Raw genomic sequence first — 26,040 nt, 5'->3', positions numbered from 1 at the left:
CACCCAAGTCGGTCCATTTGCCGCCCCGCGCAGCGGCGTTGGTACAGTCCGTGATCATGGCGAGAAGCACCTGGCTGACCTGGACTTCGTATGAGGGCGGGCTGCTGTTCGCAGTGCTGGCGATTTGGACACTGCTGCTGCGGGCGGGCATGTCCGTGTACCGGCCGGACGTGGCCGTACTCGGGGCCGTGGCTCTGGTCCTGGGCGCCGTATGGGTGTGGTCGGGTTCCCGGCCGGTCCGCGTTGCGGCCCCTCGGCAGGCCGATCCCACGCCACCGCCCGCGCGCCTGCCCGTCGAGTCGCAGTGGATCCGCCGCATCACACCGTGGCTGCTGGGCGTGGCCGTGATACTGCCCTCCCTGGCCGTGGCGACCGAGCTGGCGATCCGGCCGGACGGTGACGACCTCAGGCGCATCGCCGCGATACAGAAGGCCGGCGCCGAAACCGCCGAGGGCACGATCGTCGCCACTCACCGGCTGACGAGGGACGACCCGAGAGTCGACATGTTCAGCGGTGACGTGACGGTCGAAGTCCCCGTCCTCGCCCCGGACGGTCACCGGGTCACCGGGCGGGTCGAGGTGCGCAACGGCCACTACCCGGTGCAGGGAGGAAGCAGGCGCAGCGAACCCAGACCCACGATCGTCCTGTACGCCCCCTCGGCACCCGAACTCGGTGGTGTGATCGACTACACCGGCCAGCTCGGCCGGTACGCGAAGAAGGACTCTCCGTTCGCGTTCTCCCTGCCGCCCTATCTCACGGTGACCGCCTTCGTTCCCGGCGGCCTCCTGCTGTTCGTCTGGGTCATGCGCGTGACCTGGTACGCCCCGAAGGCCGACGCCGCCGCCCGGACCCTCCGCGAGGACGCGGCCGCCGGGTCGGCCCTGCCCGCCGTCCGGGCCAGCGTCACCTCGGCCCGGCGCGGCGACCACGTGTCGCTCGGAGACATCGACGGCACCGTCCGCGTGACCTCGGACCACAAGCTGTGCTTCGCACTGGAGGACGGCACCGAGGTACTGGCCGCGAACCGCGGCGGCCCGCCCCACGCGCTCGCCCTGCTCGCGGCCACCATGGGCGAACGGCCGGGCTGGCTGTGCGGCGCCCGCAACTGGCGCCTGATCAGGAACAACCAGCCGGTCGTCTTCGTCACCGACGAAGGCGAAGTGGCGTGGCTGGAACTGGACCGTGCCGACTTCGAGCGCATCCTCGCCGCCGCGACCCCCGTACAGCCAGATCCGAACCGCAGTACCGTCCTCGCCCCCACCCCCACCACCGTGCTGCCAGGCGCCCACTGGCCCTGGCTCGGCGGCCTGCTGCTGTCTTACGCCCTCGCCACCTACGTCCTGATGGTCCCGATGTCCTGGGGCGCCGCACTGTCCACGACCGCAGCCGCCGCAACCACCGCCGTCGCTGCCTTCGTCTTCCTGGCCCGCCGCCGAGCGGCCCTCACGGACCGCCTGGGCCACTGGGAAGTCCACGAAACCCGCGACCCGGAACTGGGCCCGGCCTAGTACTGCAACTGCGGTTGTGGTGACGAGGTCGGTCGCGCGGTTGAAGGCGGCAACTTGGTCCAGGGGCCCGGGGGAGTGCGGCGCATAGCCGTCGGTGGCCGTCGTGATGGTCTCGGCGACGATGATCCGGGTCTCGGCCTCGGTCAGCAGCTCGTCGATGACACGATCTGCCCAGTCGTGGGGCGGAGCTCGTCGTCGAGATCGGCGCGGATCTCGCCGATTGCCTGACCGCCGCCCCGCGATGGAAACCAGTACCGCGCTGCCGCCCTGATCCGCGGGTCACCGCCCGTTGCGGAGGGGCGGGGAACGGCGGAGTTCGGTCAGACGGGGTAGTGCGTGTGGGCCGGGTCGTTGCAGATACAGCCGGTCGAGGGGATCGACGGGTCGCGCGAGTAGCCGGGGCAGGGGCACACGAGACAGGGGAAGTCGATGCTGGGGAGCAGATCCAGCCCGGCGTCCGCCAGGCGTGCCTTCGCGGTCTCCTGAAGCGCCTGCAGGCGTTGGTTCAGGACGGCGAAGTCGGCCGCGTTCTGTTCGTAGGCGAGCTTCAGCTCGTTCGAGAGTTCCTGCTGCTGGCTCATCTTCCCTCCGGACGAAGATCGGACGGCCCCTTTCAGTTTCCCTCCGCAGGCAGGCGCCTGCATACCGGGGACGCGGAACGGCCCCTGATGCCGATCCCGGATTCTGGCTGTGACCGCGCTTCCGTGATGACTACGGCTGGGGGAGGAGGGCTCTCAGCACGGGCAGCGAGGCTCGGCCATACATCGGCCGCCTGTTCGTCTTGGTGACCTGGAGTTGGACACGTCGCAAACCGAGTCCCTGCCGTGTGGGCGAACCATCGCTGCCCACGTCAGCTGATCGCCGATCGGTTCTCGGCTGCCGGGCAGACAGCCACAGGCCGCTCAGGCTCCGTCGGTGCTGAGGTGGCCTCCCCAGTTCGATGGGGTTGACCAAGGTGGTGGCAGTTCAGCGGGCGTTCAGAAGCGGTGCTCTGCGGGTGCGAGGCTCCCCGTGGTCGAGGGGTGGGTGCGCGCGGCGTCCAGAATTGTTGCGGCGCCGCGGACCGCTGCGTTGTGGGGGGCGGGCACTGGCCTGGCGGAGGCGTGCAGCTGTTGGGTGAGGCGGTCGGTGATGTCGGGGCGCAACGCGCCCCCGCCGGCCAGGAGGGCGCCTGCCTGCAGGGCGTCGAGCATTTGGGAAGTGGAGTCCTGTTCAAGCATCGTGGTCACCATCGCGACGACGGCGTCGGTGATCTGCGTGGGGCGGGTGAGGCTGGCGAGGTCGCTGGTGCCCAGGGCGGTGTGGCGGGCGTCGGTCACCGCGCCGTCGGTGAGAAGGGTGACCTCGGTGAGGTGGGCGCCGAGATCCACGACGAGCAGGGGACGGGTCAGGTCGGCGCCGGCAGCCATGGCCACGGCTCGCGCGGTGGGGACGGTCAGCACGGTGGACGGCCGCAGGACCTCGACCGCGATGCGAGCCTCGTTCCGAAAGGCGACTCCGCCCAGAGCGGGGGAGGTCAGGACGATCAGGCGGCGGCCGAAGCGGGGCAGGCGGTGGCCGAGCAGGCGGTCGAGCATCCGGGCGGTTCCGGGTGTGTCGACGATCGTGCCGCGCTGGATGGGGTAGATGGCGCCGTTGCCGGGGAAGGTCACCGTGGGCACGTCGACGACGGTCTTTCGGCCGGAGATCCAGGCACGGGTGCGTGCGCTGCCGAGGTCGAGGGCGATGCCGGAGCACTGGCGGTGCAAGGGCCAGGGCCGGTGCGGCGTGGTCATCGTCCTGCCTCCCTGACTTGCTGGCAGCGGGCGCAGTAGCGGGCTTGCGGCACGATCATCAAGCGCTCGCGGGCGATGGGCTTGCGGCACAGATGGCAGGCGCCGTAGCGGCCCTGGTCCATGCGCGTGAGGGCCGCTTCGACGTCGGCGAGGACCATGCGGGCGGAGGCGGCGAGCTTGAGCCGTACCTCGAACTGGGAGGCGGCCCGCCGGGCGAGCAGCGCGTCCGTGCGGGGCGTGGCGGCGCCGGCGATCTGCCGCAGCTGGTCCTGGCGGAAAAGGCGCTGCTCGTGCAGGTTTTCGCGTAGCGCATCGAGGTCCTCGTTGGACAGGGTCGTGTTGCGGTCGCCGATGATCTGGTGGTTCATCACATCACCCCTTGGGCAGGGCGGGAGAAGGAGACAGGGCGGGAGAGGGAGACTGGGCGGGCGGTTGTCAGGCGCAGGCTGTGGTGCGCTGGCAGGGGACGCAGAACCGCGTGTAGGGCAGGATTTCCAGGCGCTCGACCGGGATGGGCGTGGCGCAGCCCTGGCAGATTCCGTAGCTGCCGTCGTGGACGCGGGTGAAGGCGTCCTCGATCTCCTTGATGACGCGCTTGATGGTGTCCTTCTGCGCTGACAGCATCTGTTCCTCTGATCCGTGCCCGGCCTCATCGATGGCCTGCAGCTGTGTCAGTCGGGAGTTGCGTTCGTGTTCGAGGCGCTGGCGGGCCTCGTGCGCCGTCAGTCGCTCGGGACGAGACTCGGTCCGGGGCGTGTCAAGCGACATGGTGGGTCCATTTCTCCACACAAGACGGTGGGTGTACGGGTACGCGGTGTGAGGGGGCGGGGCCCGGCTCGGGGCGAGTGGCGAGTGGCGAGTGGCGAGGGCCGGGAGGCCGGGATCACGTTCTGTGTGTCATGCCCCCACCGTGAGCGATACGCCGCGTAGATCCCATCGGGCGCGATACCCATCTGTGGGAGTCCCAGGGCCCATCGCGCTGGGGGCAGTCCATGGTCCGGAAATGGGCATTGGAACCCATCGACGAAAGGAGTGCCCGACGGGCAGGCTGGCGGCGGGCCGGTCAAGATCAGTGGCCGCATTTCACGCTTGGGGTGCGCGGTGACCGACAGTAGAGGCAAAGCCGTGTCACGAAGGAAGGCGTCATCCCTGTGTCCCTGTTCTGGCGGATCTTCGCGCTCAACGCGATGGTGCTCGGTACCGCCACCGCGCTGTTGCTGTGGGCCCCGGTGACCGTCTCGGTGCCGGTTCTGCTGACCGAGGCGGTCATCCTCGTGGCCGGCCTGGCGGTCATGCTGGTCGCCAATGCGGCCCTGCTGCGGATCGGACTGAGCCCTTTGGGCCGGCTCACGAAGCTGATGACCACCGTCGACCTGCTCCGCCCGGGTCAGCGGCTGCCTGTGCACGGCCGCGGCGAGGTCGAGGACCTCATCCGCACCTTCAACGCCATGCTCGAGAGGCTGGAGCACGAGCGTGCCACCAGCAGCGCGCGCGTCCTGCTTGCGCAGGAAGGCGAACGGCGTCGCATCGCCCAGGAGCTCCACGACGAGGTCGGTCAGAGCATGACCGCGATCCTGCTCTCGCTGGAGCGGGCGGCGGACGAGGCGGACGACCCCCTGCGCGGTGAGCTGCGGCAGGTTCAGGAGATCACCCGGGAGAGCCTGGACGAGGTACGCCGCCTGGCGCGGCGCCTGCGGCCCGGCGTGCTGGACGATCTCGGCCTGGTCAGCGCTCTGACCTCGCTGAGCACCGAGTTCGCCACCCACACCGGACTGCGCGTGCTGCGCCGCTTCGACGCCGACCTGCCCTCCCTGGATCAGCAAACGGAACTGGTGCTGTACCGCGTCGCCCAGGAGGCTCTGACCAACGCTGCCCGCCATGCCGAGGCAGACCGGGTCGAGGTGAGCCTGCGCCACACGGACGGCGTGGTGGTCCTGGCCGTGGCTGACGACGGCCGCGGAACAGGGGTCGCGCGCGAAGGTGCGGGGATCCGCGGAATGCGTGAGCGGGCCCTGCTCATCGGGGCCACCTTGGAGATCGCCTCCCAGCCGAAGGCCGGTACAGAGATCCGACTGACCGTGCCCGACCCCAGAGAGCCATGAGCATGAGCGAGACGCAGATGATCCGTATTCTCCTCGCCGACGACCATGCGCTGGTGCGTCGCGGTGTGCGGCTCATCCTCGATCGTGAACCGGACCTCGAGGTCGTCGCCGAGGCCGGGGACGGCGCGGAGGCCATCGCCCTGGCCCGCACCCACGACATCGACCTCGCCGTGCTCGACATCTCCATGCCCCGCATGACCGGTCTGCAGGCCACACCGGAACTCCTCGCGCTCAAACCGGGGTTGCGCGTGCTGATGTTGACGATGCACGACAACGAGCAGTACTTCTTCCAAGCGCTGAAGGCCGGCGCCGGCGGATACGTGCTGAAGTCCGTGGCCGACCGCGACCTGGTCGCCGCCTGCCGGGCCGCCATGCGCGACGAGCCTTTCCTCTACCCGGGCGCGGTCACCGCCCTCATCCGCAACTACCTCGACCGCGTCCGCCACGGCGAGGAACCTCCCGACAAGGTCCTCACCCCCCGGGAAGAGGAGGTGCTCAAGCTCGTCGCCGAGGGCCACTCCTCCAAGGAGATCGCCGAGATGCTCTTCATCAGCATCAAAACCGTCCACCGGCACCGGGCGAACCTCCTGCAGAAACTCGGCCTGCGCAACCGACTGGAGCTCACCCGCTACGCCATCCGGGCCGGCCTCATCGAGCCCTGACCCGTCCAGACCGCCTCAAGGATCCCAGCTGCCCACTCCCCAGCCGGGACCTTGAGGCCCCACAGCCCGCTGCCGAAACAGCCACACCGAGCGCACCGAGGAAGGGGGGACGGGGCATGACCCGCTCCACGCACACCGTCCCTCACACCGTCCCGCGCAGCGGTGGCCTCGGCCCGGCAGCGGTGATCGCGGTCCTCCTTGCCGTCCTCACCGCCCTGCTCAGCCCGCCGACGCACGGCAACCCTCAGGTACCGGATGGTGCGGTGCTCGCTGCCGGGGCACTGCAGGCCGGCAGCGGACCTTACGCGGACGACGGACACTCCGCCGTACACAGCGCCGCGGCCCGAAGCCATCGCGACACCACCGGCGAACGACCTTCGCCGCCCGCCCCCGCCACTCCCACCCCATGCTGCACAGCCGACAGCCCGCCGCGGTATGCGTCCTCACCGCTGCCTGCGACGCGCCTGCCCACCTCCACTCAGTCGGCGGACTGCCACCCGCTGCGTGCACCACCTCCGCTGTCAGGCACCTGACGCACACCCTTCTCTTTTTCCCTGACCGCAGCCACTGACCTGGCCGCGGTGTGCCTGCCGGAGGCCCCCTGTGAACCGATCCCTGCGCATCAGAGGGCTGCTTGCCCTCGCTGCCGTCGCCCTGTCCCTGTACATCGCGCTCACCGTGCCGGTCCAACTTGGGCTTGATCTGCGCGGCGGCACGCAGATCGTTCTGGAAACCCGACCCACCGCCACCGCCGACGCCACAGCCACCGATGACGCCGACGCCGACACTGAGACCACCGACCGCATCGTGGAGGTGCTGCGTGGCCGTATCGACGCACTCGGTGTCGCCGAACCGACCATCGCGCGATCCGGCAGCAATCGGATCGTGGTCGAGCTGCCCGGTGTCCAGGACCCGAGCGAGGCCGCCGACGTCCTCGGCCGTACCGCTCAGCTCACCTTCCACCAGGTGGTCGGCACCGCGAACAGCGCCGACGACACTCCTGAACCGCTGCCCAAACGGCCCCGCCAGCACGTCCTGGCCGACGAGTCCGGCCAGCTCCTGCGCCTGCAGACACCCTCACCCTCGCTGACCGGCAACGAGGTCAAGGAAGCCACCGCCCGCTTCGACCAGCAGGGCGGCGCCGGATGGCACGTCACCGTCGACTTCAAAGGCCCCGGCCGTGACGGGTGGGCCCGCCTGACCGGCCAGGCCGCCTGCCACGCTGCGGGCGACCCGTCCCGCAGGCTCGCCATCGTCCTCGACCACAAGATCATCTCCTCCCCGCAGGTCGACCCCTCGGTCGGCTGCGGCTCGGGCATCAGCGGCGGCTCCACCCAGATCACCGGATCCTTCAGCGCCGACGAAGCCAAGGAACTGGCCCTGCTCATCAACGGCGGTGCCCTGCCCGTCCCCGTCGAAACGGTCGAGCAGCGCACCGTCGGACCCACCCTGGGCGCTCAAGCCATCACAGCCAGCGCCTGGGCCGCCGTCATCGGCACCGCGTTGACCGCGCTGTTCATCAGCGCCGTCTACCGGCTCATGGGAGCCCTGGCCGCCGTGGCACTGGCCTGCTGCGGCCTCATCTCCTACGCCGCCCTGGCCGCCCTCGGCGCCACCCTCACCCTCCCGGGTCTTGCCGGGTTCGTCCTGGCCATCGGCATGGCGGTCGACGCCAACGTCCTCGTCTTCGAACGCGCCCGCGAAGAATACGCCGTGCGCCACCGCCCCACCTCACGGTCGTCGCTGACCGCGGGATTCCGCAGCGCCTTCAGCGCGATCGCCGACTCCAACATCACCACCCTGATCGCCGCCGGCCTGCTGTTCTTCCTCGCGTCCGGACCCGTCCGGGGCTTCGGGGTCACCCTGGGCATCGGCGTCCTCGCATCCATGCTCAGCGCCCTGGTCATCACCCGCGCGCTCGCTGAGTGGGCCCTCGCCCGCACCTTCGTGCGTCGACGCCCTCGCCTCACGGGCATCGCTCACACCGGTGCCGTCCGCGACCGTCTCAGCCGCAGAAACCCCCACCTGATGCGCCACCCCCGCCGATGGCTCGCCGCCTCCCTCGCCGCGCTCGTCCTGGCCGTCGCCGGCATCGCCCTGCGCGGCCTCGACTTCGGCATCGAATTCACCGGCGGGCGCATCATCGAGTACTCCACCGCCACCCCCGTCAACCCCGACCAGGTGCGCACAGCCCTCACCGACGCCGGATTCCCCCGAGCCGTCGTCCAGACCTCCGGCGACAACCAACTCACCGTACGCACCCACCAACTGAGCAACACACAGGCAGCCGAGATCACCGAAACCGTCGGCGATCTGACACGGAACGCGAACAAGATCCGCGACGAAGCCATCGGCCCCAGCCTCGGCAAGGAACTACGCCAAGGCGCACTCATCGCCCTCGCCGTGGCCCTGGGCGCCCAACTCATCTACCTCGCGGCACGGTTCCGCTTGCTGTTCGGAACCGCCGCGGTCGCCGCCCTCGCCCACGACGTGGTGATCCTCATCGGCATCTTCGCCTGGCTCGGCAAACCCATCGACGGCGTTTTCCTCGCCGCGCTCCTGACTGTCATCGGTTACTCCGTCAACGACTCCGTCGTCGTCTTCGACCGGATCAGAGAACTCAGCCGCCGCGACCGCAAGGCACCTTTCTCCCGCATCACCAGCCAGGCACTCCTGCAGACCCTGCCCCGCACCGTCAACACCGGCATGGGCGCGGCATTCATCCTCACCGCGCTGGCGGTCCTCGGCGGCGACTCCCTCACCGACTTCGCCCTCGCCCTCCTCATCGGCCTCGCGGTCGGCACCTACTCCTCCATGTTCACCGCCACACCGCTGGCCATCGAACTGCACAACCGCGCTCAGAACTCATGACGGAATGAGGCGCCGGCAATCTGGTGCTCCTCCACCGTCGGCTGCTGGACGACGCGGGGTGACCTGACGGCGGTAGGCGCGCGCCCGGCCGATTCGGACGTCAACACCGAGGCGCAGAGCCAGGATTCGGCCTGGTGGGGATTGCCCCACCCTGCTGCGGGGGCTCGTCGGAGTGATCGGAACCGAGTCTCGTGGTCTGCTGAGTGCACGGGAATCGTGCGACTGAGGGGGACGGGTGAGAGGTCGGTTCGGGTATACAGCGTGGATCGTGGGTGTGGTGCAGTTCTTCGTCGTCCACGTGATCGTTCAATCGGCCTGGGCGGAGCCGTACAGCTGGGCGGGGAACAACATCAGCGACCTCGGGAACGTCCACTGCGCCCTCCAGCCCGAGCCCGAGCCACGGTACGTCTGCTCGCCCGAACACGGCCTGATGAACACGTCGTTCGTCGTGCTGGGCGCCCTGCTCGTCGTCGGTGTCGTCCTGACCGGGCGCGCCGTGTGGCGCAGGGGCCCGGCCGCAGTCGCGGCCCGGTTGCTGCTGGCCGGTGCCGGTGTCGGATTCGTCCTCGCCGGACTGGCCCCTGCGGACGCCGACGAGAACATGCACGTCCTCGGCGCCCTGCTCATCATGGCGACCGGCAACATCGGTCTGCTGCTAGCCGGACTCGGGCTCGCCGCAAGCCCTGCGAGCCGCTGGGCGACCGCCCTCCTCGGATTCGCGGCGGCGACGGCCCTCGGCCTCTTCCTCTCCCACCACTACCTCGGACTCGGAATGGGAGGCATGGAACGCGTCGCCGCTTTCCCGCTCCTGGCCTGGGCGCTGGCCGTCGGCGTGTCCGGCTTGACGGGACGCCGGTCAGAGGCAGCCGCACCCGACTCCATGGAGGACGAACCGAGCCGGCGGAGCCAGAAAGACGCCCCCGGCGGCTTCAACCAGAGGACTTCCTGAGGGAGTACCACGACGGGCCGCGAACCATCGGCGGCGCGGCGCATCGGCGCTGCCGAGTGGTTCGCGGCCAGGACCACGCAATTGCGCAGCACCAGAGCCGCCGTCCACGCGCTCCACGTCATGGACGCGGCCTTCGCCGGAGGTCGCCCACGCACCCCGCCCCGGACCAGTGGCGTCAGGACGCCGTGAACGCCGCCACCACGAGATCCGTCAGGAGGCGGCCTGCGGAGCCGTCCGCGTCGAGGTCGGGGTCGTAGATGGTGATGTTGAGGCCCACGCAGCGCGGGGAGCGGATCAACGGCCGCAGAAGCGCGGTCACCTCGTCGGGCAGCAGGCCGCCGGGGTCGGGGCTGTCAACGGCCGGCATGACCGTGGGGTCGAGGACGTCGGCGTCGAGGTGGACCCAGAAGCCGTCGAGCGCGTCGTTCTCCAGGCTCTGCGCGACGTCCGCGGCGACGTCCGCAGGGCCTCGCTCGCGCAATTCAGATACCGTGACGACCGGTACCTTCAGCTCCCGCAGCTCGGCGACATCCTCCTCGAACTCGTCGCGGATGCCGAAGAGCCGTACGTCCTCGTCGCGCAGATACGGCCGCCGGCCTTCGAGGTCCGTGAGGTCGTCCTGGCCCCGACCGGTCGCCAGGGCCAACTCCTCGCCACCGGCCGCGCCGACCCGGTCGGAGTTGCCCGGGTGGCGGAAGTCGTGCGAGGCGTCGATCGCCGCGAGACCGTACCGCCCGAGCCGGCGCAGTGCGAGCGCAGCCCCGAGCTGAATGGAGCAGTCGCCACCCAGCACAAGCGCGAAGTCGCCTGCCTGGACGTGGTGTTGGATCCGGTCCGCGAGCTTCGGCGTGTACGCGGCGAGCGCCGCCGCGTTGAAGACGCCGTCGCCTTCCTGCCAGTCGCCCCGGTCGTATCGGGGAGGCACGACGACCCCGCCGTCTTGCGCGCCCAACCGCTGCACGATCCGGTTCTCGCGCAGCGCTCCGGCGAGCTTGTAGCACCCGGGGACCGTGCCGGGCGCCGGCGGGCGCAGACCGAGATTGGACGGGGCGTCGATGACCACGATGTTCCGCATACGGGCCATCCAACCCGCAGCAGCGCGCTGGTTCAACGGGCTATGCGCCCGCTGCGCGGTTCGCATCGACTTCCGTACAGCCAGCTGCCGAAGCCGGCCGCGTCCACCAGTCCGTACAGCAGGTACGGGCCCCGGAACAGGAAGAGACCGAGCACCCCGAGCCGGACCAGGTTGATGGCGGCGGCCGCGGTGAGGGCCGGGCCGGCCGTCACGCCGAGGGCTGCGGCACAGCGGCGGATGAGCTCGGTCGGTCGAGCGGGAACCCGGACCGCGTCCGTCCGGCAGACCAGGGCGCGGTGATGTCGTCGTGGAAGGCGCCGACCGCAAGGGCTGTGCCATCGACGCCTGCGGTGCGGCACTCGGCGTACTGTAGCCGCGATCCGTCCGAGCGCCTGCGCGACGTGGACTACTCGGCGACCGGCGATTGCGAGAGCACGGCCGCGACCTGCTCGGTGAGACCGCCGATCGAGGCCCCTATGGCCTGCTGTCCGCGGGCGCTGAGTTCGAACACGATCGGATGAATGAGTGTAGGTGCGAGGGTCTGGGGGGAGGACTGGTTCGGGCGTCCGATGGGGAAGCCCGGGGTGGCCCGAACCCGGTCCACCATTGAACTGACCAGAAGGACGAGCATGGCCAGCGGCACCGTGAAATGGTTCAACTCCGAGAAGGGCTTCGGCTTCATCGCCCAGGACGGAGGGGGACCGGATGTCTTCGCTCACTACTCCAACATCTCCGGCAACGGGTACCGCGAACTGACCGAGGGCGAGACGGTGACGTTCGACATCACCCAGGGCCAGAAGGGCCCACAGGCCGAGAACATCATCCGCGGCTGAGTTCCGATCCTGCTTCCGGCGGCGCCTGCACCATGTGCAGACGCCGCTGGTGCATTTGGAGGACGTGGCTTCTCTGCCTCTTCGATTCGGTCCGCTTGTGTGTCGCACCGGGTGGCCACGCGCGGCCGTCGAACCTGCAGCTCGTGCCGGGACCAGGGGGACGGCAACAGGAGCCACGGGCCTCGGTTCCAGCTGTGGCCCGCTGCTGCGCGACGGGGGCGCCGGGCGGACGCTCCGCACCGCTTTCAGGGTGCGGGCAGTGGAAGGGGCACCCGTCGTCCCAGGCCGAACTGTTCGGCCTCGTCGTTACTGAGGACCGCGACGGTTCCCGCGGGGACCCCGGGCAGCGTGGCCACGCGGGACGCCGCCGCCAGCAGGTCCCCCTCACCGGCTCCGGTGAGGAAGAAGACGTAGGCGTCCCCGTCCTCCTCTGCCTCGTCGAAGACTTCCACACCACCTTGGTCCTCGAGACCAGACAGGAAGTCCTCGACCTCCTCGATCCAGGGAAACGGGTAGGAGCCGTCCGGCAGAGCGGGCGTCGGCAGCATCGGCACGTGGATCTCAACAACCATGGTGGGCACGAGGGCATCATGCCCCAGGGCCTCCGCCCCGGCTCGACCCGGGGCGAGACGCGTCACCAGCCCTACTGAAAACAGGCTCCCTGCCTTCCCGTGGGGAAACTGAGCGGTCGGCCCGTTCGGGCGGGCGCGGGTCGCTGGGGGTGTCTCCGGCGCCATCGGGTTCGGTCGGGCGTTCCGCGAAGGCGTACGAGTTCACCCCAACCGAACGCCGTTCGTCGGCGCGCGTCGCTGCCCCAGGACTTTGACTCCCGACACCGGTGCATCTCAGAGCGGCTGCTCCCCTTCTGTGACGATGTGTTCGCGAAGGCAACTCCGCCCTGGGTAATTCCTTGCTGAGGCGATGAACGGAGCCCGCCCCTCCATCCGTATGAAAGGCCGGACACGTGCCCGGCGGTCGCTCCTTCAGCGATCGCAGTCCGTACCCCCACAGCAGGAGGCGAAGCTTTGAGTCACAGGCGAATACCCAAGCGGAAGGCCGTTCTCGCGGGAGCCGGGGCGGTGGGCATCGCCGCGGCGGCGATCCTGCTGCCGCAGGCCAATGCCTCGCAGGACGGAGCGGGGGAGCAGGCGGGCTCGCCGAGAAAGATGAGCGCCGCCTCAGCCGCGGGACTCGTTCAGCGGCTCGGCAAGCAGCTCGGCGACTCCTACGGCGGTGCCTACTACGACGCGGACAAGCAACAGCTCGTCGTCAACGTCGTAGGCGACGACAACAAGGCCGACGCCGATGTCGAGAGGGCCGGCGCCGTTGCGCGCAGCGTGCAGAACAACCTCTCCGCACTCGCCTCCGCGATGAACTCTCTCCGCGGCAAGGCGTCGGTCCCGGGCACCGCCTGGGCCGTCGACCCCAGGACGAACCAGATCCTGGTCACCGCCGACCGTACGGTCACCGGTGAGCGTTGGGACACAGTGGATAACGCCGTCCGCGCGCTGGGCGACGGCGTCGCCCGCATCCAGAAGTCGAAGGGGGAGTTCAAGCCCTTCATCGAGGGCGGGGACGCCATTTTCGGCGGCGGCTCGCGCTGCTCGCTCGGGTTCAATGTCACGACCCAGGACGGCCGGCCCGGCTTCCTGACGGCAGGACACTGCGGCGTCGCCTTCGAACAGTGGTCCGAGCAGCAGAACGGCCAGCCGATCGCGACGGTACAGGAAGCCGTCTTCCCGGGTGCGGGCGACTTCGCACTCGCGACCTACAACGACCCGAACGCCCAAGCCCCGAGCGCTGTGGACGTCGGAGACGGCCAGACCGTAGAGATCAAGCAGGCGGCCGATGCGGCGGTCGGCCTGCAGGTGTTCCGCATGGGCAGCACGACCGGTCTTCGGGACGGCCAAGTGACCGGCCTCAACGCCACCGTCAACTACCCCGAGGGCACAGTCTCTGGGCTCATCCAGACCGATGTCTGCGCGGAGCCCGGCGACAGCGGCGGTGCCCTGTTCACCCGGGACGGAAGCGCGATCGGCCTCACATCGGGTGGCAGCGGCGACTGCACCTCGGGCGGGGAGACGTTCTTCCAGCCGGTGACGACCGCGCTGGACGCCGTCGGCGCCCAGATCGGCTCGGGCGGTGCCGACGACGGTGGCACCGGGGACGGCGGTGCCGACAGCGATGACACCGCGGACGGCGGTGCTCAGGACGGTGGCGTCAGCGGCGGTGACAGTGACGGCGACGGTGCCGCCGGCGGTGCCATGGAGGAGGGCGGCTACGGGGGCTGATCGCAAGGCATCGGGCTAGTGCCTGCCTGTCGGATGTTCTGCGGGTCCAACAGCTGATCACGTGCTCGGCCGGCGGAAGCGACGTGGGGTGTCAGGCCACGTCGCTGTCCCGTGCCCGATCGCCTTGAGGCGGTTCATGAGCCGATGGCGCGTCGCTCGAAGACAACTTCCCGCCCGTCTCGGTCGGGGAGTATCTCCAGTGACATCGGAGGCCCTCCCTGGTTCAGATCGTCTCCCTTGGCCCGATGGTTCTCGTTCTGTGAGGTCGGCACTCAGGCCGAGGCCAGAAAGGGGCCTCAGGAACTCGGCCCATTCATGGGTGTCGGGAATGGCCGCTGGCTCCTTCCTCGGTATACCGGTGGTTCCAAAGGGCTGCCGCAACGCAGAGGGAGAACCGTCATGACGCTTCAGAGGATGGACAACGTGGGCATCGTTGTCGAAGACCTGGACGCCGCCGTCGCCTTCTTCACCGAACTTGGCATGGAGGTCGAAGGCAGGGCGCAGATCGAGGGCCTCTTCGCGGACCAGGCCGTCGGGCTCGACGGAGTTCGCAGTGACATGGCGATGATGCGGACTCCGGACGGCCACAGCAAGCTGGAGCTCGCGCAGTACCACCGTCCCGCGGCGATCGGTGACGCTTCGCACCACCCGGCGCCGAACACGCTGGGCCTGCACCGGGTCATGTTCGCCGTCGACGACATCGACGACACCATCGCCCGCCTGCGCGCTCATGGCGCCGAACTGCTCGGCGAGGTAGCGCAGTACAAGGACATCTACCGCCTCTGTTACCTCCGCGGCCCTTCAGGCATCATCCTGGCCCTGGCCGAACAGATCGGCTAGCGGCTCTTCACGGCTGACGCGCAAAGAATTCGGAACACGAACGGCCCCGTTGCCGGGCCCGGTCACGCTGTCGTGTCATCAAGGGGTGTCGCACGTGGGGTCGTCGATCGCGCTCACCGTGTACGGCGGGCGGCCCGGCGGCTGGTCCAGCTGGCTGTTGACGACGTAGAGGCGGCACCCGTGGCGCGCGAGGGTGGTCGGCAGGTCGAAGCGCTCCCCGGTGATGCGATGGGTGACCTTGCCCGTGCGCAGGTCGTCGTCCAGTTCGGCGATGTAGACGCCGTGCGGTGCGCCGTAGTTGAGCACGGAGTAGAGGGTGTGGCCGTGCAGAACCATGCCGTCGGGGCCGAAGGACGGCTCGTCGAGGGAGAGTTGGTCGATCTCCTTATCGGCCGTGCCGATCCGCCAGACCGCCTCGGTTCCGTTGGACGCCACCAGCAGGGCGGTGCCGTCCTCGTTCGCGACGATGCCGTTCAACAGCCAGTATTGTGCCGGGAACTGGGGGAGGGCGCTGCGTATGTCGAGCCAGGGTTCGAGCGGGCCGACGATGCCGCCCTTCAGCTGTGCCCGGTGGATGACGGGGTTGGCCCAGTCGGTCACGTACACGGCGTCCTTCGTCACGACGAGGTCGTTGAGGTGGGGAGCACCGAGCGGTCCGCTGCGGGCGGTGCGGGTGGCCAGCAGCCGGCCGTGGCCGTCGTGGACGGTCAGCGTGGCGCCGCCCACGGAGAGGACGCGTCCCGCGCGATCGGTGTGAACGCCGAGTGAGCTGGGACGGTCCTCCAGGCCGCGGGCGGGAAAGGTGGTGAGGGCCGGGTCGCCGATGTGGCCGCGGTACAGGGCGCCGGTACCGTCGGACGAGACGTACATCGTGCCGCCCGGGGCGATGGTGATCCCCTCGGGCAGGACACCGGGTTGCCGCGAGACGACGTACGTGTCGGGCAGGTCCCGGGCTGCGGCCGGGCCGGGCGCCGCGCACACGGTGGTGAACACGGCTGCGGCGGCGAGGCAGGCCGTACGGACATGGTTGCGGTTGCGGGGCATCGTTGCGTTCCTTTCGACGGGGTGGACCGATCGGCCAGGCGGATCGAGCAGGCGGATCGACCAGGCGGTTCGGCCGGGCCCGCCGGTCGGGCCTGTCGGCCGGCAGGGCGGGTCGGCCGGGTGGGGCGGGTGGGGCGGGCAGGTCGGCTGGACGGACACCCGGAGCCTGGCCTGTCCTTCCGCGCGGCGCACTGCCTTTCACCCCTGTGCGAAAGGGTCCGACGGGCCGATAATCGGTTGGCGTGATCCGCCTACACTTCACCGCCGCCGACCTGCGACAGATCACCCTCGCTCCGGCGGCCAATGCGCTCTCGGAGACCGCGCTGAGCCTGCGCCTGGGCCTGCGCCACGCACACAACGGCCGCGGCACCGGCAGGCTGCACCCGGCCGTGGAGCAGTGGCGCCGCTCCCACAGTGTGGGCGCGACCGCGCAGGCGGGCGTCCTGGCCGAACTGGTCACCGGGCAGGGTTTTGTGCCGGACTTCTTCCTGCAGCCGGCGGTGCACGACTTCCACGCCGCGCTCGACCTAGCCGCCTCGACTCCCACGGCGCAGTTGGCGACCGATCTCGGGATCCCGGACGCCTCGGGCTGGAACGGCGCCCTGGCCGCGCCCGGCAAATGGGCGCACGAGCTCGCCCAGGGCTCACCGGCCGCGCGGCGGACCCTGGCGAGCGACACTCGGCGCTACTTCGACGCGTCGATCGCTCCGCTGTGGCCGAGGATCCGCAGCGACGCGCTGACCGATCGCGCGCTACGGGCCGAGATGCTGCTGCGCGGGGGTGTCGACGCCCTTCTGACCACCCTGGGCACCACCTGGCGATGGGAGCCGCCCACCCTGCACCTTCCCTCACCCTCCACATACGACATTCCGCTGTGCGGCCGTGGACTGCTCCTGGTGCCCTCGTGGTTCGCCACCGGCCCCTTGGTGATGTACCGCCCTGAGACCGCGACCGTCCTCGTCTACCCCATGTGCCGCCGCGAACGGGCGGACAGCAGGCCGGAAGCACTGGGGGCGCTGCTGGGCCGCACCCGGGCGAAAGTCCTCGCACTGCTGCGCACGCCGGCCACGACCACGGCCCTGGCCGAACGTGCCGGCGTCTCCCTCGCCGCGGCCAGCCAGCACGCGGGCGTTCTGCGCGACGCGGGCCTGATCGACACGGTCCGCACCGGTACCGCCGTGCTCCACAGCCTCACGCCGCTGGGACACTCCCTGCTGGCCGGGACCTGAGCGGACAAGCACCAAGGGTTCCCGCTCCGCGCCGTACTCGCGCGGGGCCTCCGAGGGCGCTCTCACTCCTGCTGACCGGCGGGCAGGCGCAGGGCCCGAGGCGGTGTGACCGAGAGGCCGCTGTCCCAGGAGGACGGTCGTACTTCGCGCTCCAGGGCGCCGAACCCGGTCACACCATTGCGCAACCAATGGTTGCTCATGCCGGAGCGGTCGGCTAGGCTGATACGCAACCAAACGTTGCGGAAGGTTGCGGGCATGGAATTCGGAACGATCGAGCGGGAGATCCGTATCGACGCCTCACCGGAGGTGGTCTTCGACGTGGTGAGCAGTCCCGAGCACCTGCGCGAGTGGTGGCCGGATGAGGCGGAGTTCCCGGCCGTTCCCGGGGGAGCGGGGCGGATCGGCTTCGGGGACTGCTCACAGGGCGGCACCTGGGTGCAGTTCACCGTCGTCGACGCCGTGCCGCCGAGGCTCTTCTCCTTCCGGTGGACCCACGAGGAGGGGGAGTCGGCCGCCCCGGGCAACTCCAACCTGGTCGTCTTCGAGATCGAGCCCTCCGGGGCGGGCACGATCCTGCGGATGACCGAGAGCGGCTTTCGTGAGCGCGGCTGGGACGAGGCGAAGGTGGCTGCCAAGTACGCCGAGCACAGCACCGGCTGGGACTTCTACCTGCCGCGGCTGCCGGTGTACGCCGCGAAGGTCGGAGCGGGTGGATGAGCGTGATGGTGGACGACGACCTCTGGTCGGCGGTCGGTGACCCGACCCGGCGCCGGATGCTCGACCTGCTGCTGAGCGAAGGCAGTGGGACGGCGACCAGCCTGAGCGAGCAGCTGCCGGTGTCCCGTCAGGCCGTGGCGAAGCACCTCGTCGTCCTCGACCGGGTCGGCCTCGTCCGCGCGACCACAGCCGGCCGCGAGAAGCGCTTCCACGTGGATCAGGCCCAGCTCGCGCGCGCCGTCGCCCAGCTCGCCGACGTCGGCAGCGCCTGGGACTCCCGTCTCCAGCGCATCAAGCGCATCGCCGAGACGATCCAGCGCGGCAAGGACACGAACAACGAGACCGAGAAGGCGCAGTAGAAGGGAACACGGAGATGTCAGACATCCTTCACCGCATCGGCGTCGAGCACTCCTCTCCGGAGCAGGTGTACGACGCGCTCACCACCCTGGACGGCCTGTCCGGCTGGTGGACGGAGAAGACGTCGGGGCAGACCGACCTCGGCGGCGTGATCGAGTTCCGGTTCGGTCCGGGCGGGTTCGACATGAAGGTCACCGAACTCGATCCGGGCCGGCTCGTGCGCTGGGACGTCGTGGACGGACCGCCGGAGTGGGTCGGCACGAGCGTGCAGTGGGACCTGCGTCAGGACGGCGACTACACCATCGTGCTGTTCAGGCACGAGGGCTGGCGTGATCCGGCCGAGTTCATGTACCACTGCAGCACCAAGTGGGGCACTTTCCTGATGAGCCTCAAGCAGCTCCTCGAGACCGGGGAAGGCGCCCCCGCCCCGCGCGACGTGAAGATCAGCGACTGGCACTGACCCGGCGATGCCCGAGCAGGGGCACGACGCCGCTCGCCGCCTTCTGATCGAGGACGCCTCGGAGAGCCGGACCGTCGACGCGGGACGACACCCCTCGCGCGGTACGGCTCCGGGGATAGGATCAGGGGCTGTTGATTGACACGGTCGCCGCCCTACCGAAGAGGGAGCCATGTGGCGCACGCTGGTCAGCGCTGTGGCCGGTTTGCTCGTGCTGTTCGTCGGGAGCCTCGCCTTCAACGCGGCTTCCGGTCAAAGCCGTTGGCCAGGGCCGCTCGACCATGTGCGTGTCCACCCGTGGGTGGTGCTCCTCATCCTCGTACCCTTGGCCCTGATCGGGCTGTGGCAGACTCCCCGCCGTACGCAGGCCCCGCCCACGCCTTTCGCGTACCGACTGCCGCCGCGCAACACCCACTTCACCGGCCGTGACGCCACGCTCCGGGAGTTGCGGCAACGTCTCACCTCGATGAACGACGTCGCGATGCTGGCCGTGCACGGGCTGGGTGGCGTGGGCAAGACCCAGCTCGCGGTCGAGTACGCGTACCGCCACCTGTCGAAGTATCGGTTTGTCGCGTTCGTGGACGCCGAGCATCCCGATCTGGTGGCACCGCAGTTCGTGGCGCTCGCCGGCGAACTGGGACTGACGGACGTGAACTCCGACCAGGCCATTCCCAGGGTGTACGGCAAGCTGCTGGACCGCAGGCCCTGGCTGATCATCTTCGACAACGGGGAGAAGCCCGGCACGCTCACGCACGCGCTGCCGTCGGGCGGCCTGGCGGGCAGCGGCCATGTCATCGTCACGACCCGAGTCAGCGGCTGGTCGAGCAGAGCCGACGTCATCGACCTGGATGTGTTCACCAGGCGGGAATCGGTCGAGCTGCTGGTCCGGCGTATTCCTGGCATGACCGCGCCCGTGGCGGACAGGATCTCCGAGCAACTCGGGGATCTACCACTGGCATTGGAGCAGGCAGCCGGGTACATGGGCTACAACCAAACGGCGCCCGAGGAGTACCTCTCCCTGCTCACGTCCCGGCTGGAGGACATGATCGGGCAGGGCGAGCTCGCCGACCGGCCGGCGGTGGTGGTCGCGACCTTGTGGCAGCTCAGCGTGCGGAGGCTGGAGACGGAACAACCCCAGGCCGTACGGCTGCTGGAGCTTTGTGCCCTGCTGGCGCCGGAGCCGATCCCGCTGGACCTGTTCACCGGCAGCCCCGACCTGCTGAACGTACCCGCAGGCGACCCGCTGGCATGGAACACGACGGTCGGCGCCCTGGCCGGTCTCGGTCTCGCGCGGCGCGGGGACGCCTCCCTGATGCTGCACCGGTTGGTTCAGGCGGCGATCCGGGCCGCGACGCCGGACCCCGTGCTCAACGAAGCTCGGGTCCTGCTCTGTCGTGCGTTGCTCGCGGCCGTGCCGCAGGACATCCACGCAGAACCCGATGCGCGGCCGCGCTGGCAGAAGCTGCTGCCGCACGTCATCGCGCTGACCAAGGACGACCCACCGGCGGAATGCGCCGCTGAAACTGCGGTGCTGCTGAGGCGGGCGTCGGAGTTCCTCATCCAGATCGGGGACTACTCGGTCGCGCTGCCCCTGTGCGAACGTGCCCTCGCGATCGACGAGTCGCTCGGCGGCCGGAATGCGGAGGTCGGCTTCGACCTGATCACTCTGGCGCAGATCCACCGGGACCTCGGAGCGCCGGAGAGAGCGCGTCCGTTGGCCGAACGCGCACTGCGCCTCCACGATTCCTGCCTGCCGGCGAACAGTCCCGCCATCGCCACGGATCTGGCCACGCTGGCGCGGATATTGTGCAACCTCGACGAGCACAGTGCGGCGCAGCCGCTGGCCGAGCGGGCACTGCGGATCGACGAGGCGGCGTACGGGCCGAACGACCCGTACGTGAGCTTCGACCTGGTGGCGCTGGCGAACGTCCACGTCGACCTCGGCGACTACGCCACGGCAGTGCCGCTGATCTCGCGGGCGCTGCGGATCCGCGAGGCCAGCTACGCGCCGGACCACTTGTACATCGGGTACGTCCTGCTGTTCCAGGCCCGGGTCCTGCACCAGCTGAACGACCCGACGGCACCGGACCTCGCACGCCGGGGCGCCCGGATCCTGGACACCCGACTGGGCAAGACCCACCCCAAGACCGAGGAAGCATTCGCCCTGGTCAACCGCCTACGTTGACTCCGGGCCCGGGTGCGACCGCTGGTGGGCACGGCGCTTGCAGAGCTGCCCCGCTCGAGCGATCTGTCGGCCAAACGCGTCACAAGCTCAGCGACACGCCCGTCCAGGCGTACGCCGACAACTCGTTGCGGTTCAGGCCGGGCGGCGGGTCTCGCGGGCCCAGTCGGTCAGCGTGGGGACGCACCGTTCGGCGAAGTACTCGTAGTCGGCGGCGGTGTTGTACACGTGGGTGGAGAGCCTGAAGTACCCGATGCCGCCGAGGCTGGTGAAGGCAGCCTCGACGCCGAGTTCGGCAGCCACGCGGTCGCGCAGGGCGTCGGCGTCCAGGCGGGTGGTCGCCAGGCCGTCGGGGAGCCGGACCAGGCGCAACGCGTTCACGGGCATGCCGACGTCGACGGTGGAGCATTCGCCTGTCAGCTCGGTGAAGGCCGCGCTGATGATCTGCTCGGCGTAGTCGGCCAGTTCACCCATGTAGCTGCGGGCGGTCTTCCAGCCCCAGGTGTCCTCGATGAAGTCCAGTGAGGTCGGCGCCGCCAGGTAGCCGGTGACGTCGATGGTCCCCTGGGTGTCGAAGCGCTCGGGGAAGGGTGCCTCGGCGCCCCACGAGTCGATCAACGGGTAGAGGAGGTCGCGCCTGTCGCTGCGCACCACGAGGGCGCAGGCGCCGCGCGGCGCGCAGCCGAACTTGTGCAGGTTTCCGACCCACACGTCGAACTCCAGGCCGGCCAGCGGGTCCTCGGCCAGGCCCGGGACGTGCGCGCCGTCGATCAGCAGCGGGATGCCGGCCGCCCGGGCAGCGGTGCCTATCTGCTCCACGGGCATCCAGCGGGCAGTTGCCGACGTGATGTGGTCGAGGACGATGAGTGCTGTCCGGTCCGTGATCTCGGCGAGGACTGCCGCGGTGGCCAGCTCGGCGGAGGCGTCGAGCGGAACCCGCGCCGTGCGGACACTGCCGCCCCAGCGCCGGGCCAGCCGCTCGGCGCCCATGGTGACGGCGCCGTAGCCGTGGTCGGTGACGAGGATCTCGCCGCCCGGCCGGGCCGGCAGGCTGTGGTAGACGACGCTGGCCCCGGCGCTGGCGTTGGGGACGAGGGCGAGGTCGCGCGCCTCGACCCGCAGGAACTCCGCGACTTCCCTCCTGGCCGCCGCGACCCGGCGTGGCAAGGCCGGGAACCACACCACCGGCGCGCGCTCCATCTCCGCGCGCAGCCGCTGCTGCTCCTGCTGGGCGATCCGTGGGACCCCGCCGAAGGAACCGTGGTTGAGGTGCCTCGTCGCCGGATCGAGGGTCCAGGCCCGGCCGGCGGGCTCGCCGTCGGGCAGCAGCAGGGGGTGGGGCGCGGAACTCATTCGCGGTACTCGATTCCGAAGTGGTGGTAGATCAGCCCCGGGTACCGTCAGGCAGGGCGGGAACCCGCTCCATCCTGCCGGGCGAGCACATGTGTAGTCGAGGACCTCGACAGATGTGCGGCCTGACGCGGGCTCTTCGGCTTCGCCCCCCGCGAGCGTCCCGTCGAGCACGCTGTGCTGCACAACTCATCTGCGCCGCTCCCGTGTCGGCCGGCCCTGATGTGAGGGCTACTGAACGTGACAAACCCACACGGCGGGCTATGCGGTGCCGGCGGTCTGACGGCGGGACCGGATGGTTGTCGCGTACAGCAGGTGGGCGATGGCCTCGGCCGCGAGGAGCAGGACCACCAGCCACGGCGCGAGCACATCGGCGCCGAGGACGACCAGGAGAGGGATGCCGATCCCGGGCAGTGCCCAGACGGTCACCTCACGCAGGGGACGGCCGAACCGGAGCGCGATCAGGGCGTGCGCTGCGTGGTAGGCGGCCAACCCGCCGGCGAGGGCCCATACCGCGCCCCGTGCCAGGTGGTCGTGACCGGACTCCTCCACGGCGGTGGCCAGTCCGGCGGCCATGGAGATGACGGCGGCGGTGACGAAGAAGTGCAGAAAGCCGCCCACGTCACGGGCGAGGAGGTAGGCCTCGCGGGTACCGGCGGCGCCGATGACGCGCTCCGCCGCCGTCGAGGCGAAGTCGAAGTAGGACCACCACAGCGCGGCCAGCAGAACGAACCCGAGCACAGCTACGACCCCGGCCGCGGCAGTCCAGGTGTGGTCTGTCGAGGTGATGAGTGCCAGTACCGACTCGCCGAGGACGATGATCACGAACAGTCCGACCCGCTCGACCAGGTGGCCGGTGTGGACCGGGCCCGGGATGCCTCTGCCGCGCGCGGTCAGTAGCAGGACCATCTCCGCCAGCAGCAGGGCGACCCACATCCCGTAGCGCCAGGGAGCCGGAACCGCCGCCGAGCCGGCCCAGAGCACCCCGGAGAGCAGGCAGTAGGTCAGTGGCCGCCAGCGGGGCAGGGTACGGGGCGCGGGGTAGCGGGTGGCGGGCCACCACAGGGCGAGCAGGACGAGGCGGGTGCCCGCGTAGCCGAGGGCGTAGGCAGGGGCCCGGTCCCCGTCTGCCTCGGGCACCGCGGCGGCCATCACGGCGAGGCAGAGCATCGCGATCAGCATGACGACGCGGCGGCGGGCGCTGTCGTCCTGGAAGAGATTGGCGGAGACCGTGAGATTCGCCCACATCCACCAGGGCGGAAAGTAGAGGCCGAGGAACACGGCGAACTCGCGCCAGCCGGGATCGCCGTGCAGGCCGTGCGAAAGCTGGGCGACGACGGCGACAAAGACCAGGTCGAAGAAGAGTTCCAGCCATCTGGCGTGCCGGGGCCCCGGTTCCGACGTGGGTGAGGGCAACGACGCTGGGGTGTGCGGAGTGCTCATCGGGCCATCCGGGAGGGGATTCGACGAGGGATTCGACAGCGGCACGGTCTGACTGCATCAGATCACGAATCCGGCCCTCCGCCCGCGAAGCGCCGGCCATGCGCGTCCCGAGGCGCCGCCGCTGCGCCTCGTCCAGACGGTGGTCGATCGACGGTAGGGTGCCGCCGTGTCCGACCATCAGCGCGACTTCGTCGGCTACGGCGCCCAGCCGCCGCGTGCCGCCTGGCCCGGCGGCGCGCGCGTGGCCGTCAGCCTCGTCCTCAACTACGAGGAGGGCGGCGAGCACAACGTCCTCGACGGTGACATGACCTCAGAGGGTTTTCTGCATGAGGTCGTCGGCGCGCCGCCGGTGGCCGGCGGACGTGATCTGAACGTCGAGTCGATGTTCGCCTACGGTGCGCGGGTGGGGTTCTGGCGCATTCATCGCACGCTCGCGGCACACGGTGCACCGCTGACGGTCCACGCGGTGGGGCAGGCTCTGGAGCGCAACCCGGCTGCGGCGCGCGCGATGGGCGTCGCCGGCTGGGAGGTGGCCGGCCACGGCTGGCGCTGGATCGACTACCGCGACGTGCCCGAGGACATCGAGCGCGGCGATGTCGCCCGCACGACCGCGACGATCGAGCGGCTCGTCGGACGCCGGCCCGTGGGTTGGTACACCGGCCGGACAAGCCACGCCACACGGCGCATCGTCGTCGAGGAAGGCGGTTTCCTCTACGACTCCGACGACTACTCGGACGATCTGCCGTTCTACGTCGAGGCGGCCGGCCGGCCGCACCTCGTCGTGCCGTACAGCCTGGACGCGAACGACTTCAAGTTCTTACTCGTCCACGGGTTCACGACCGCCGACGACATACTCGCGTATCTGATCGACACGTTCGACGCCTTGCACGCCGAAGGCGCCGAACGCCCCCGCATGATGAGCGTCGGCCTGCACTGCCGGATCATCGGCAGGCCCGGCCGCATTCGCGCGCTCGACGGCTTCTTGCGGCACGTCGCGCAGCGTGGCGGCGCGTGGGTCGCCACGCGCGAACAGATCGCCCGGCACTGGCTCGCCACGCACCCGCGGTGACGCTTGGGAGCCGGCGCTGCGCACATGCGGCCTGGGAACGCCTGCATGCCGCTGCAGCGACGTCGTCGATGCCGACGCCGGAGGCCCACGGTGTCGACACAGCATGCCCCCATCCCGAGGCGCCGTCGCAGCCTCGTGTTCTGGGAGCGGATGGCCGTGCTCACTGCCGACGGCGGTAAGTGCGCCTACCGCGACCGCCGCGACGGGACAACGGTGGATCGCGGGCCGAAGGGCCTCGAGCTAGGCTGCGGCCGCCGCTGGAACCGGCTCCGGCACCCTGTCGGGCCCCGAGCCGCAGGGCCGCCGACGCGGATCACGGCCCGGAAGCCGCTCCGTCTCCACCAGCCGGCGCGCTCGGTTCTCAGGCCGATGCCTCCACGAGGTCCCAGAAGCGGTCGACGACCCGTTCCATGTAGGCGCGGCCCTGCTCGCCGGAGGCCGCCGCACCGGCGGCCCGACTCAGGGTCGCCGTCATCAGGTGCTGGTACTCCTGGTGCATCGTCCGCAGCGGGCCGTCGAGCGTGCGGCGGTCGTGGCCGGTGAGTTTGGCGACGGCACGGATGTGCGCCTGCCAGCGGGTGCTCACCGCGTCAGCGAGCAGTCCGGCGAGGCGCTCGGCGTCACCCGTGACGGCCATGCGGTCGCGTGACGACAGGCCGAGCACGGAGGTGAGAGCCGCCGTCTGCCGGGCGTCGCCCGTCCAGACACCGGTGAGTTCGGCGTGCTCGTAGGCGCCGAAGTCCATGCCGATCGCGCGAGCGACGTCGGCGGCGGCGTAGCCGCTGATGAGGCGGTGCTCCCTCAACCCACGTGGCGTACCGATGAGTTGGGTCGGATCGCACCACAGCACGCTCGAGAGGGCGGTGAGCTCGCTGGGACTGGGCGCGGCCATGCCGCGTTCCCAGGCTATGACGATGTCAGGGCTGACATGACGTAAACCGAACGAGGCGCGCAGGCCGTGCGCGACATGGCTCGGTGTCATGCCCAGCGACTCGCGGATGCGGCGCGCGGCAGCGGCGTCGAAGGGCGCGGGCCGGTCATGGGGGGAGGGGGGTCCAGGCACAGCCGGGATGCTAGAGATCGTTTCGCGATCTGGCTACTGTGCGTTCTGCCGAGTGTGCGTTTCGTGTGTGTCTCCGAGGGCGGCCCGGGCGGGAAGCGGTCCAGGTGGGGGCGCAGCCGCTGGATCTTCATAACATCCTTGCAACCATTGGCAGTTGCTACCAATCCAGTCCGCGCCGCAGGGCTTGCGTCCGTATGATCCACACCACTTCGCATGTGCGTTC

Annotated in this window: 26 protein-coding genes; 14 read left to right on the top strand and 12 right to left on the bottom strand. The window is 70.0% G+C overall.

The genetic code is table 11. The annotated features are described in order from the left end of the window. Positions 1–56 precede the first annotated feature (56 nt). On the top strand, positions 57–1,508 hold the full coding sequence (locus R2D22_RS00535) for a hypothetical protein (protein WP_318100069.1): 1,452 nt from the start codon (positions 57–59) through the stop codon (positions 1,506–1,508). Positions 1,509–1,828: 320 nt separating this feature from the next. Here the strand turns inward: R2D22_RS00535 and R2D22_RS00530 are convergent, their stop codons facing one another. From R2D22_RS00530 to R2D22_RS00515, 4 genes are all read right to left on the bottom strand, one after another. After that, positions 1,829–2,089, bottom strand: coding sequence for a hypothetical protein (locus R2D22_RS00530; RefSeq protein WP_318100068.1), 261 nt, complete (start codon positions 2,087–2,089; stop codon positions 1,829–1,831). Between the two features lie 396 nt (positions 2,090–2,485). Continuing rightward, a complete protein-coding gene (locus R2D22_RS00525) occupies positions 2,486–3,283 on the bottom strand; it encodes a hypothetical protein (RefSeq protein ID WP_318100067.1) in 798 nt (265 codons plus the stop codon). After that, positions 3,280–3,651 carry a TraR/DksA family transcriptional regulator gene (locus R2D22_RS00520; protein ID WP_318100065.1) on the bottom strand — a complete coding sequence of 124 codons (372 nt, stop codon included), beginning with the start codon at positions 3,649–3,651 and terminating at the stop codon, positions 3,280–3,282. The genes R2D22_RS00525 and R2D22_RS00520 overlap by 4 nt, the downstream gene beginning before the upstream one ends. Before the next feature lie 67 nt (positions 3,652–3,718). Beyond that, positions 3,719–4,051 (bottom strand): TraR/DksA family transcriptional regulator, encoded by a 333-nt coding sequence (locus R2D22_RS00515; RefSeq protein WP_318100064.1) that lies wholly within the window; start codon positions 4,049–4,051, stop codon positions 3,719–3,721. A 383-nt stretch (positions 4,052–4,434) separates the two neighbouring features. Between R2D22_RS00515 and R2D22_RS00510 the strand changes: the two genes are divergently transcribed. From R2D22_RS00510 to R2D22_RS00495, 4 genes are all read left to right on the top strand, one after another. Beyond that, complete coding sequence (locus R2D22_RS00510; protein ID WP_318100061.1) at positions 4,435–5,385, top strand: HAMP domain-containing sensor histidine kinase; 951 nt, start codon at positions 4,435–4,437, stop codon at positions 5,383–5,385. Beyond that, complete coding sequence (locus R2D22_RS00505; protein WP_318100059.1) at positions 5,382–6,047, top strand: response regulator transcription factor; 666 nt, start codon at positions 5,382–5,384, stop codon at positions 6,045–6,047. Before R2D22_RS00510 ends, R2D22_RS00505 begins: the two co-directional genes overlap by 4 nt. 603 nt (positions 6,048–6,650) lie before the next feature. Continuing rightward, the gene (secD, locus tag R2D22_RS00500) at positions 6,651–8,918 is read left to right on the top strand and encodes a protein translocase subunit SecD (RefSeq protein ID WP_318100058.1); all 2,268 of its coding nucleotides are present in this window, start codon (positions 6,651–6,653) and stop codon (positions 8,916–8,918) included. 268 nt (positions 8,919–9,186) lie between these two features. Then, complete coding sequence (locus tag R2D22_RS00495; protein ID WP_318100056.1) at positions 9,187–9,867, top strand: DUF998 domain-containing protein; 681 nt, start codon at positions 9,187–9,189, stop codon at positions 9,865–9,867. Positions 9,868–10,042: 175 nt separating this feature from the next. Here R2D22_RS00495 and R2D22_RS00490 read toward each other — a convergent pair whose 3' ends face one another. Together R2D22_RS00490 and R2D22_RS00485 are read right to left on the bottom strand one after the other, a co-directional pair. After that, on the bottom strand, positions 10,043–10,942 hold the full coding sequence (locus R2D22_RS00490; protein ID WP_318100054.1) for an arginase family protein: 900 nt from the start codon (positions 10,940–10,942) through the stop codon (positions 10,043–10,045). Positions 10,943–10,974: 32 nt separating this feature from the next. Beyond that, entirely contained in the window at positions 10,975–11,301 is a 327-nt protein-coding gene (locus tag R2D22_RS00485; protein ID WP_318100053.1) for a DUF6336 family protein, read from the bottom strand. A gap of 270 nt (positions 11,302–11,571) precedes the next feature. Here R2D22_RS00485 and R2D22_RS00480 point away from each other — a divergent pair, with 270 nt between their 5' ends. Then, positions 11,572–11,775 carry a cold-shock protein gene (locus R2D22_RS00480; RefSeq protein ID WP_147981444.1) on the top strand — a complete coding sequence of 68 codons (204 nt, stop codon included), beginning with the start codon at positions 11,572–11,574 and terminating at the stop codon, positions 11,773–11,775. 245 nt (positions 11,776–12,020) lie between these two features. Here the strand turns inward: R2D22_RS00480 and R2D22_RS00475 are convergent, their stop codons facing one another. Then, complete coding sequence (locus tag R2D22_RS00475) at positions 12,021–12,347, bottom strand: hypothetical protein (RefSeq protein ID WP_318109516.1); 327 nt, start codon at positions 12,345–12,347, stop codon at positions 12,021–12,023. Between the two features lie 453 nt (positions 12,348–12,800). Between R2D22_RS00475 and R2D22_RS00470 the strand changes: the two genes are divergently transcribed. Further along, on the top strand, positions 12,801–14,066 hold the full coding sequence (locus R2D22_RS00470) for a S1 family peptidase (protein ID WP_318100050.1): 1,266 nt from the start codon (positions 12,801–12,803) through the stop codon (positions 14,064–14,066). A 399-nt stretch (positions 14,067–14,465) separates the two neighbouring features. After that, positions 14,466–14,906 carry a VOC family protein gene (locus R2D22_RS00465; RefSeq protein ID WP_318100049.1) on the top strand — a complete coding sequence of 147 codons (441 nt, stop codon included), beginning with the start codon at positions 14,466–14,468 and terminating at the stop codon, positions 14,904–14,906. Positions 14,907–14,984: 78 nt separating this feature from the next. Here the strand turns inward: R2D22_RS00465 and R2D22_RS00460 are convergent, their stop codons facing one another. Further along, a complete protein-coding gene (locus R2D22_RS00460; RefSeq protein ID WP_318100048.1) occupies positions 14,985–15,950 on the bottom strand; it encodes an SMP-30/gluconolactonase/LRE family protein in 966 nt (321 codons plus the stop codon). A 242-nt stretch (positions 15,951–16,192) separates the two neighbouring features. Here R2D22_RS00460 and R2D22_RS00455 point away from each other — a divergent pair, with 242 nt between their 5' ends. Next, positions 16,193–17,179, top strand: coding sequence for an ArsR/SmtB family transcription factor (locus tag R2D22_RS00455; RefSeq protein ID WP_318100046.1), 987 nt, complete (start codon positions 16,193–16,195; stop codon positions 17,177–17,179). A 62-nt stretch (positions 17,180–17,241) separates the two neighbouring features. On the opposite strand, the gene R2D22_RS00450 is transcribed toward R2D22_RS00455, so the two are convergent. After that, a complete protein-coding gene (locus R2D22_RS00450) occupies positions 17,242–17,379 on the bottom strand; it encodes a hypothetical protein (protein ID WP_318100045.1) in 138 nt (45 codons plus the stop codon). 55 nt (positions 17,380–17,434) lie between these two features. Here R2D22_RS00450 and R2D22_RS00445 point away from each other — a divergent pair, with 55 nt between their 5' ends. From R2D22_RS00445 to fxsT, 4 genes are all read left to right on the top strand, one after another. Then, positions 17,435–17,896, top strand: coding sequence for an SRPBCC domain-containing protein (locus R2D22_RS00445; protein ID WP_318100043.1), 462 nt, complete (start codon positions 17,435–17,437; stop codon positions 17,894–17,896). Next, entirely contained in the window at positions 17,893–18,255 is a 363-nt protein-coding gene (locus R2D22_RS00440; RefSeq protein WP_318100042.1) for an ArsR/SmtB family transcription factor, read from the top strand. Before R2D22_RS00445 ends, R2D22_RS00440 begins: the two co-directional genes overlap by 4 nt. 14 nt (positions 18,256–18,269) lie before the next feature. Then, complete coding sequence (locus R2D22_RS00435; RefSeq protein ID WP_318100040.1) at positions 18,270–18,713, top strand: SRPBCC family protein; 444 nt, start codon at positions 18,270–18,272, stop codon at positions 18,711–18,713. A 169-nt stretch (positions 18,714–18,882) separates the two neighbouring features. After that, a complete protein-coding gene (gene fxsT, locus R2D22_RS00430; RefSeq protein ID WP_318100038.1) occupies positions 18,883–20,895 on the top strand; it encodes an FxSxx-COOH system tetratricopeptide repeat protein in 2,013 nt (670 codons plus the stop codon). Positions 20,896–21,027: 132 nt separating this feature from the next. On the opposite strand, the gene R2D22_RS00425 is transcribed toward fxsT, so the two are convergent. Further along, positions 21,028–22,245, bottom strand: a complete 1,218-nt coding sequence (locus R2D22_RS00425) for an aminotransferase class V-fold PLP-dependent enzyme (RefSeq protein WP_318100036.1) — start codon at positions 22,243–22,245, stop codon at positions 21,028–21,030. Between the two features lie 258 nt (positions 22,246–22,503). Continuing rightward, entirely contained in the window at positions 22,504–23,685 is a 1,182-nt protein-coding gene (locus R2D22_RS00420) for a low temperature requirement protein A (RefSeq protein ID WP_318100035.1), read from the bottom strand. Positions 23,686–23,851: 166 nt separating this feature from the next. Here R2D22_RS00420 and puuE point away from each other — a divergent pair, with 166 nt between their 5' ends. After that, a complete protein-coding gene (puuE, locus tag R2D22_RS00415; protein WP_318100033.1) occupies positions 23,852–24,754 on the top strand; it encodes an allantoinase PuuE in 903 nt (300 codons plus the stop codon). 361 nt (positions 24,755–25,115) lie between these two features. Here the strand turns inward: puuE and R2D22_RS00410 are convergent, their stop codons facing one another. Continuing rightward, entirely contained in the window at positions 25,116–25,817 is a 702-nt protein-coding gene (locus R2D22_RS00410) for a helix-turn-helix domain-containing protein (protein WP_318100031.1), read from the bottom strand. Positions 25,818–26,040 lie beyond the last annotated feature (223 nt).

It is taken from the genome of Streptomyces sp. HUAS YS2 (assembly GCF_033343995.1).
GTDB classification, from domain to species: Bacteria; Actinomycetota; Actinomycetes; order Streptomycetales; family Streptomycetaceae; genus Streptomyces; species Streptomyces solicathayae.
Note: the sequence above shows the minus strand (reverse complement) of the source record. Positions and strands in the feature narration are given on the sequence as shown.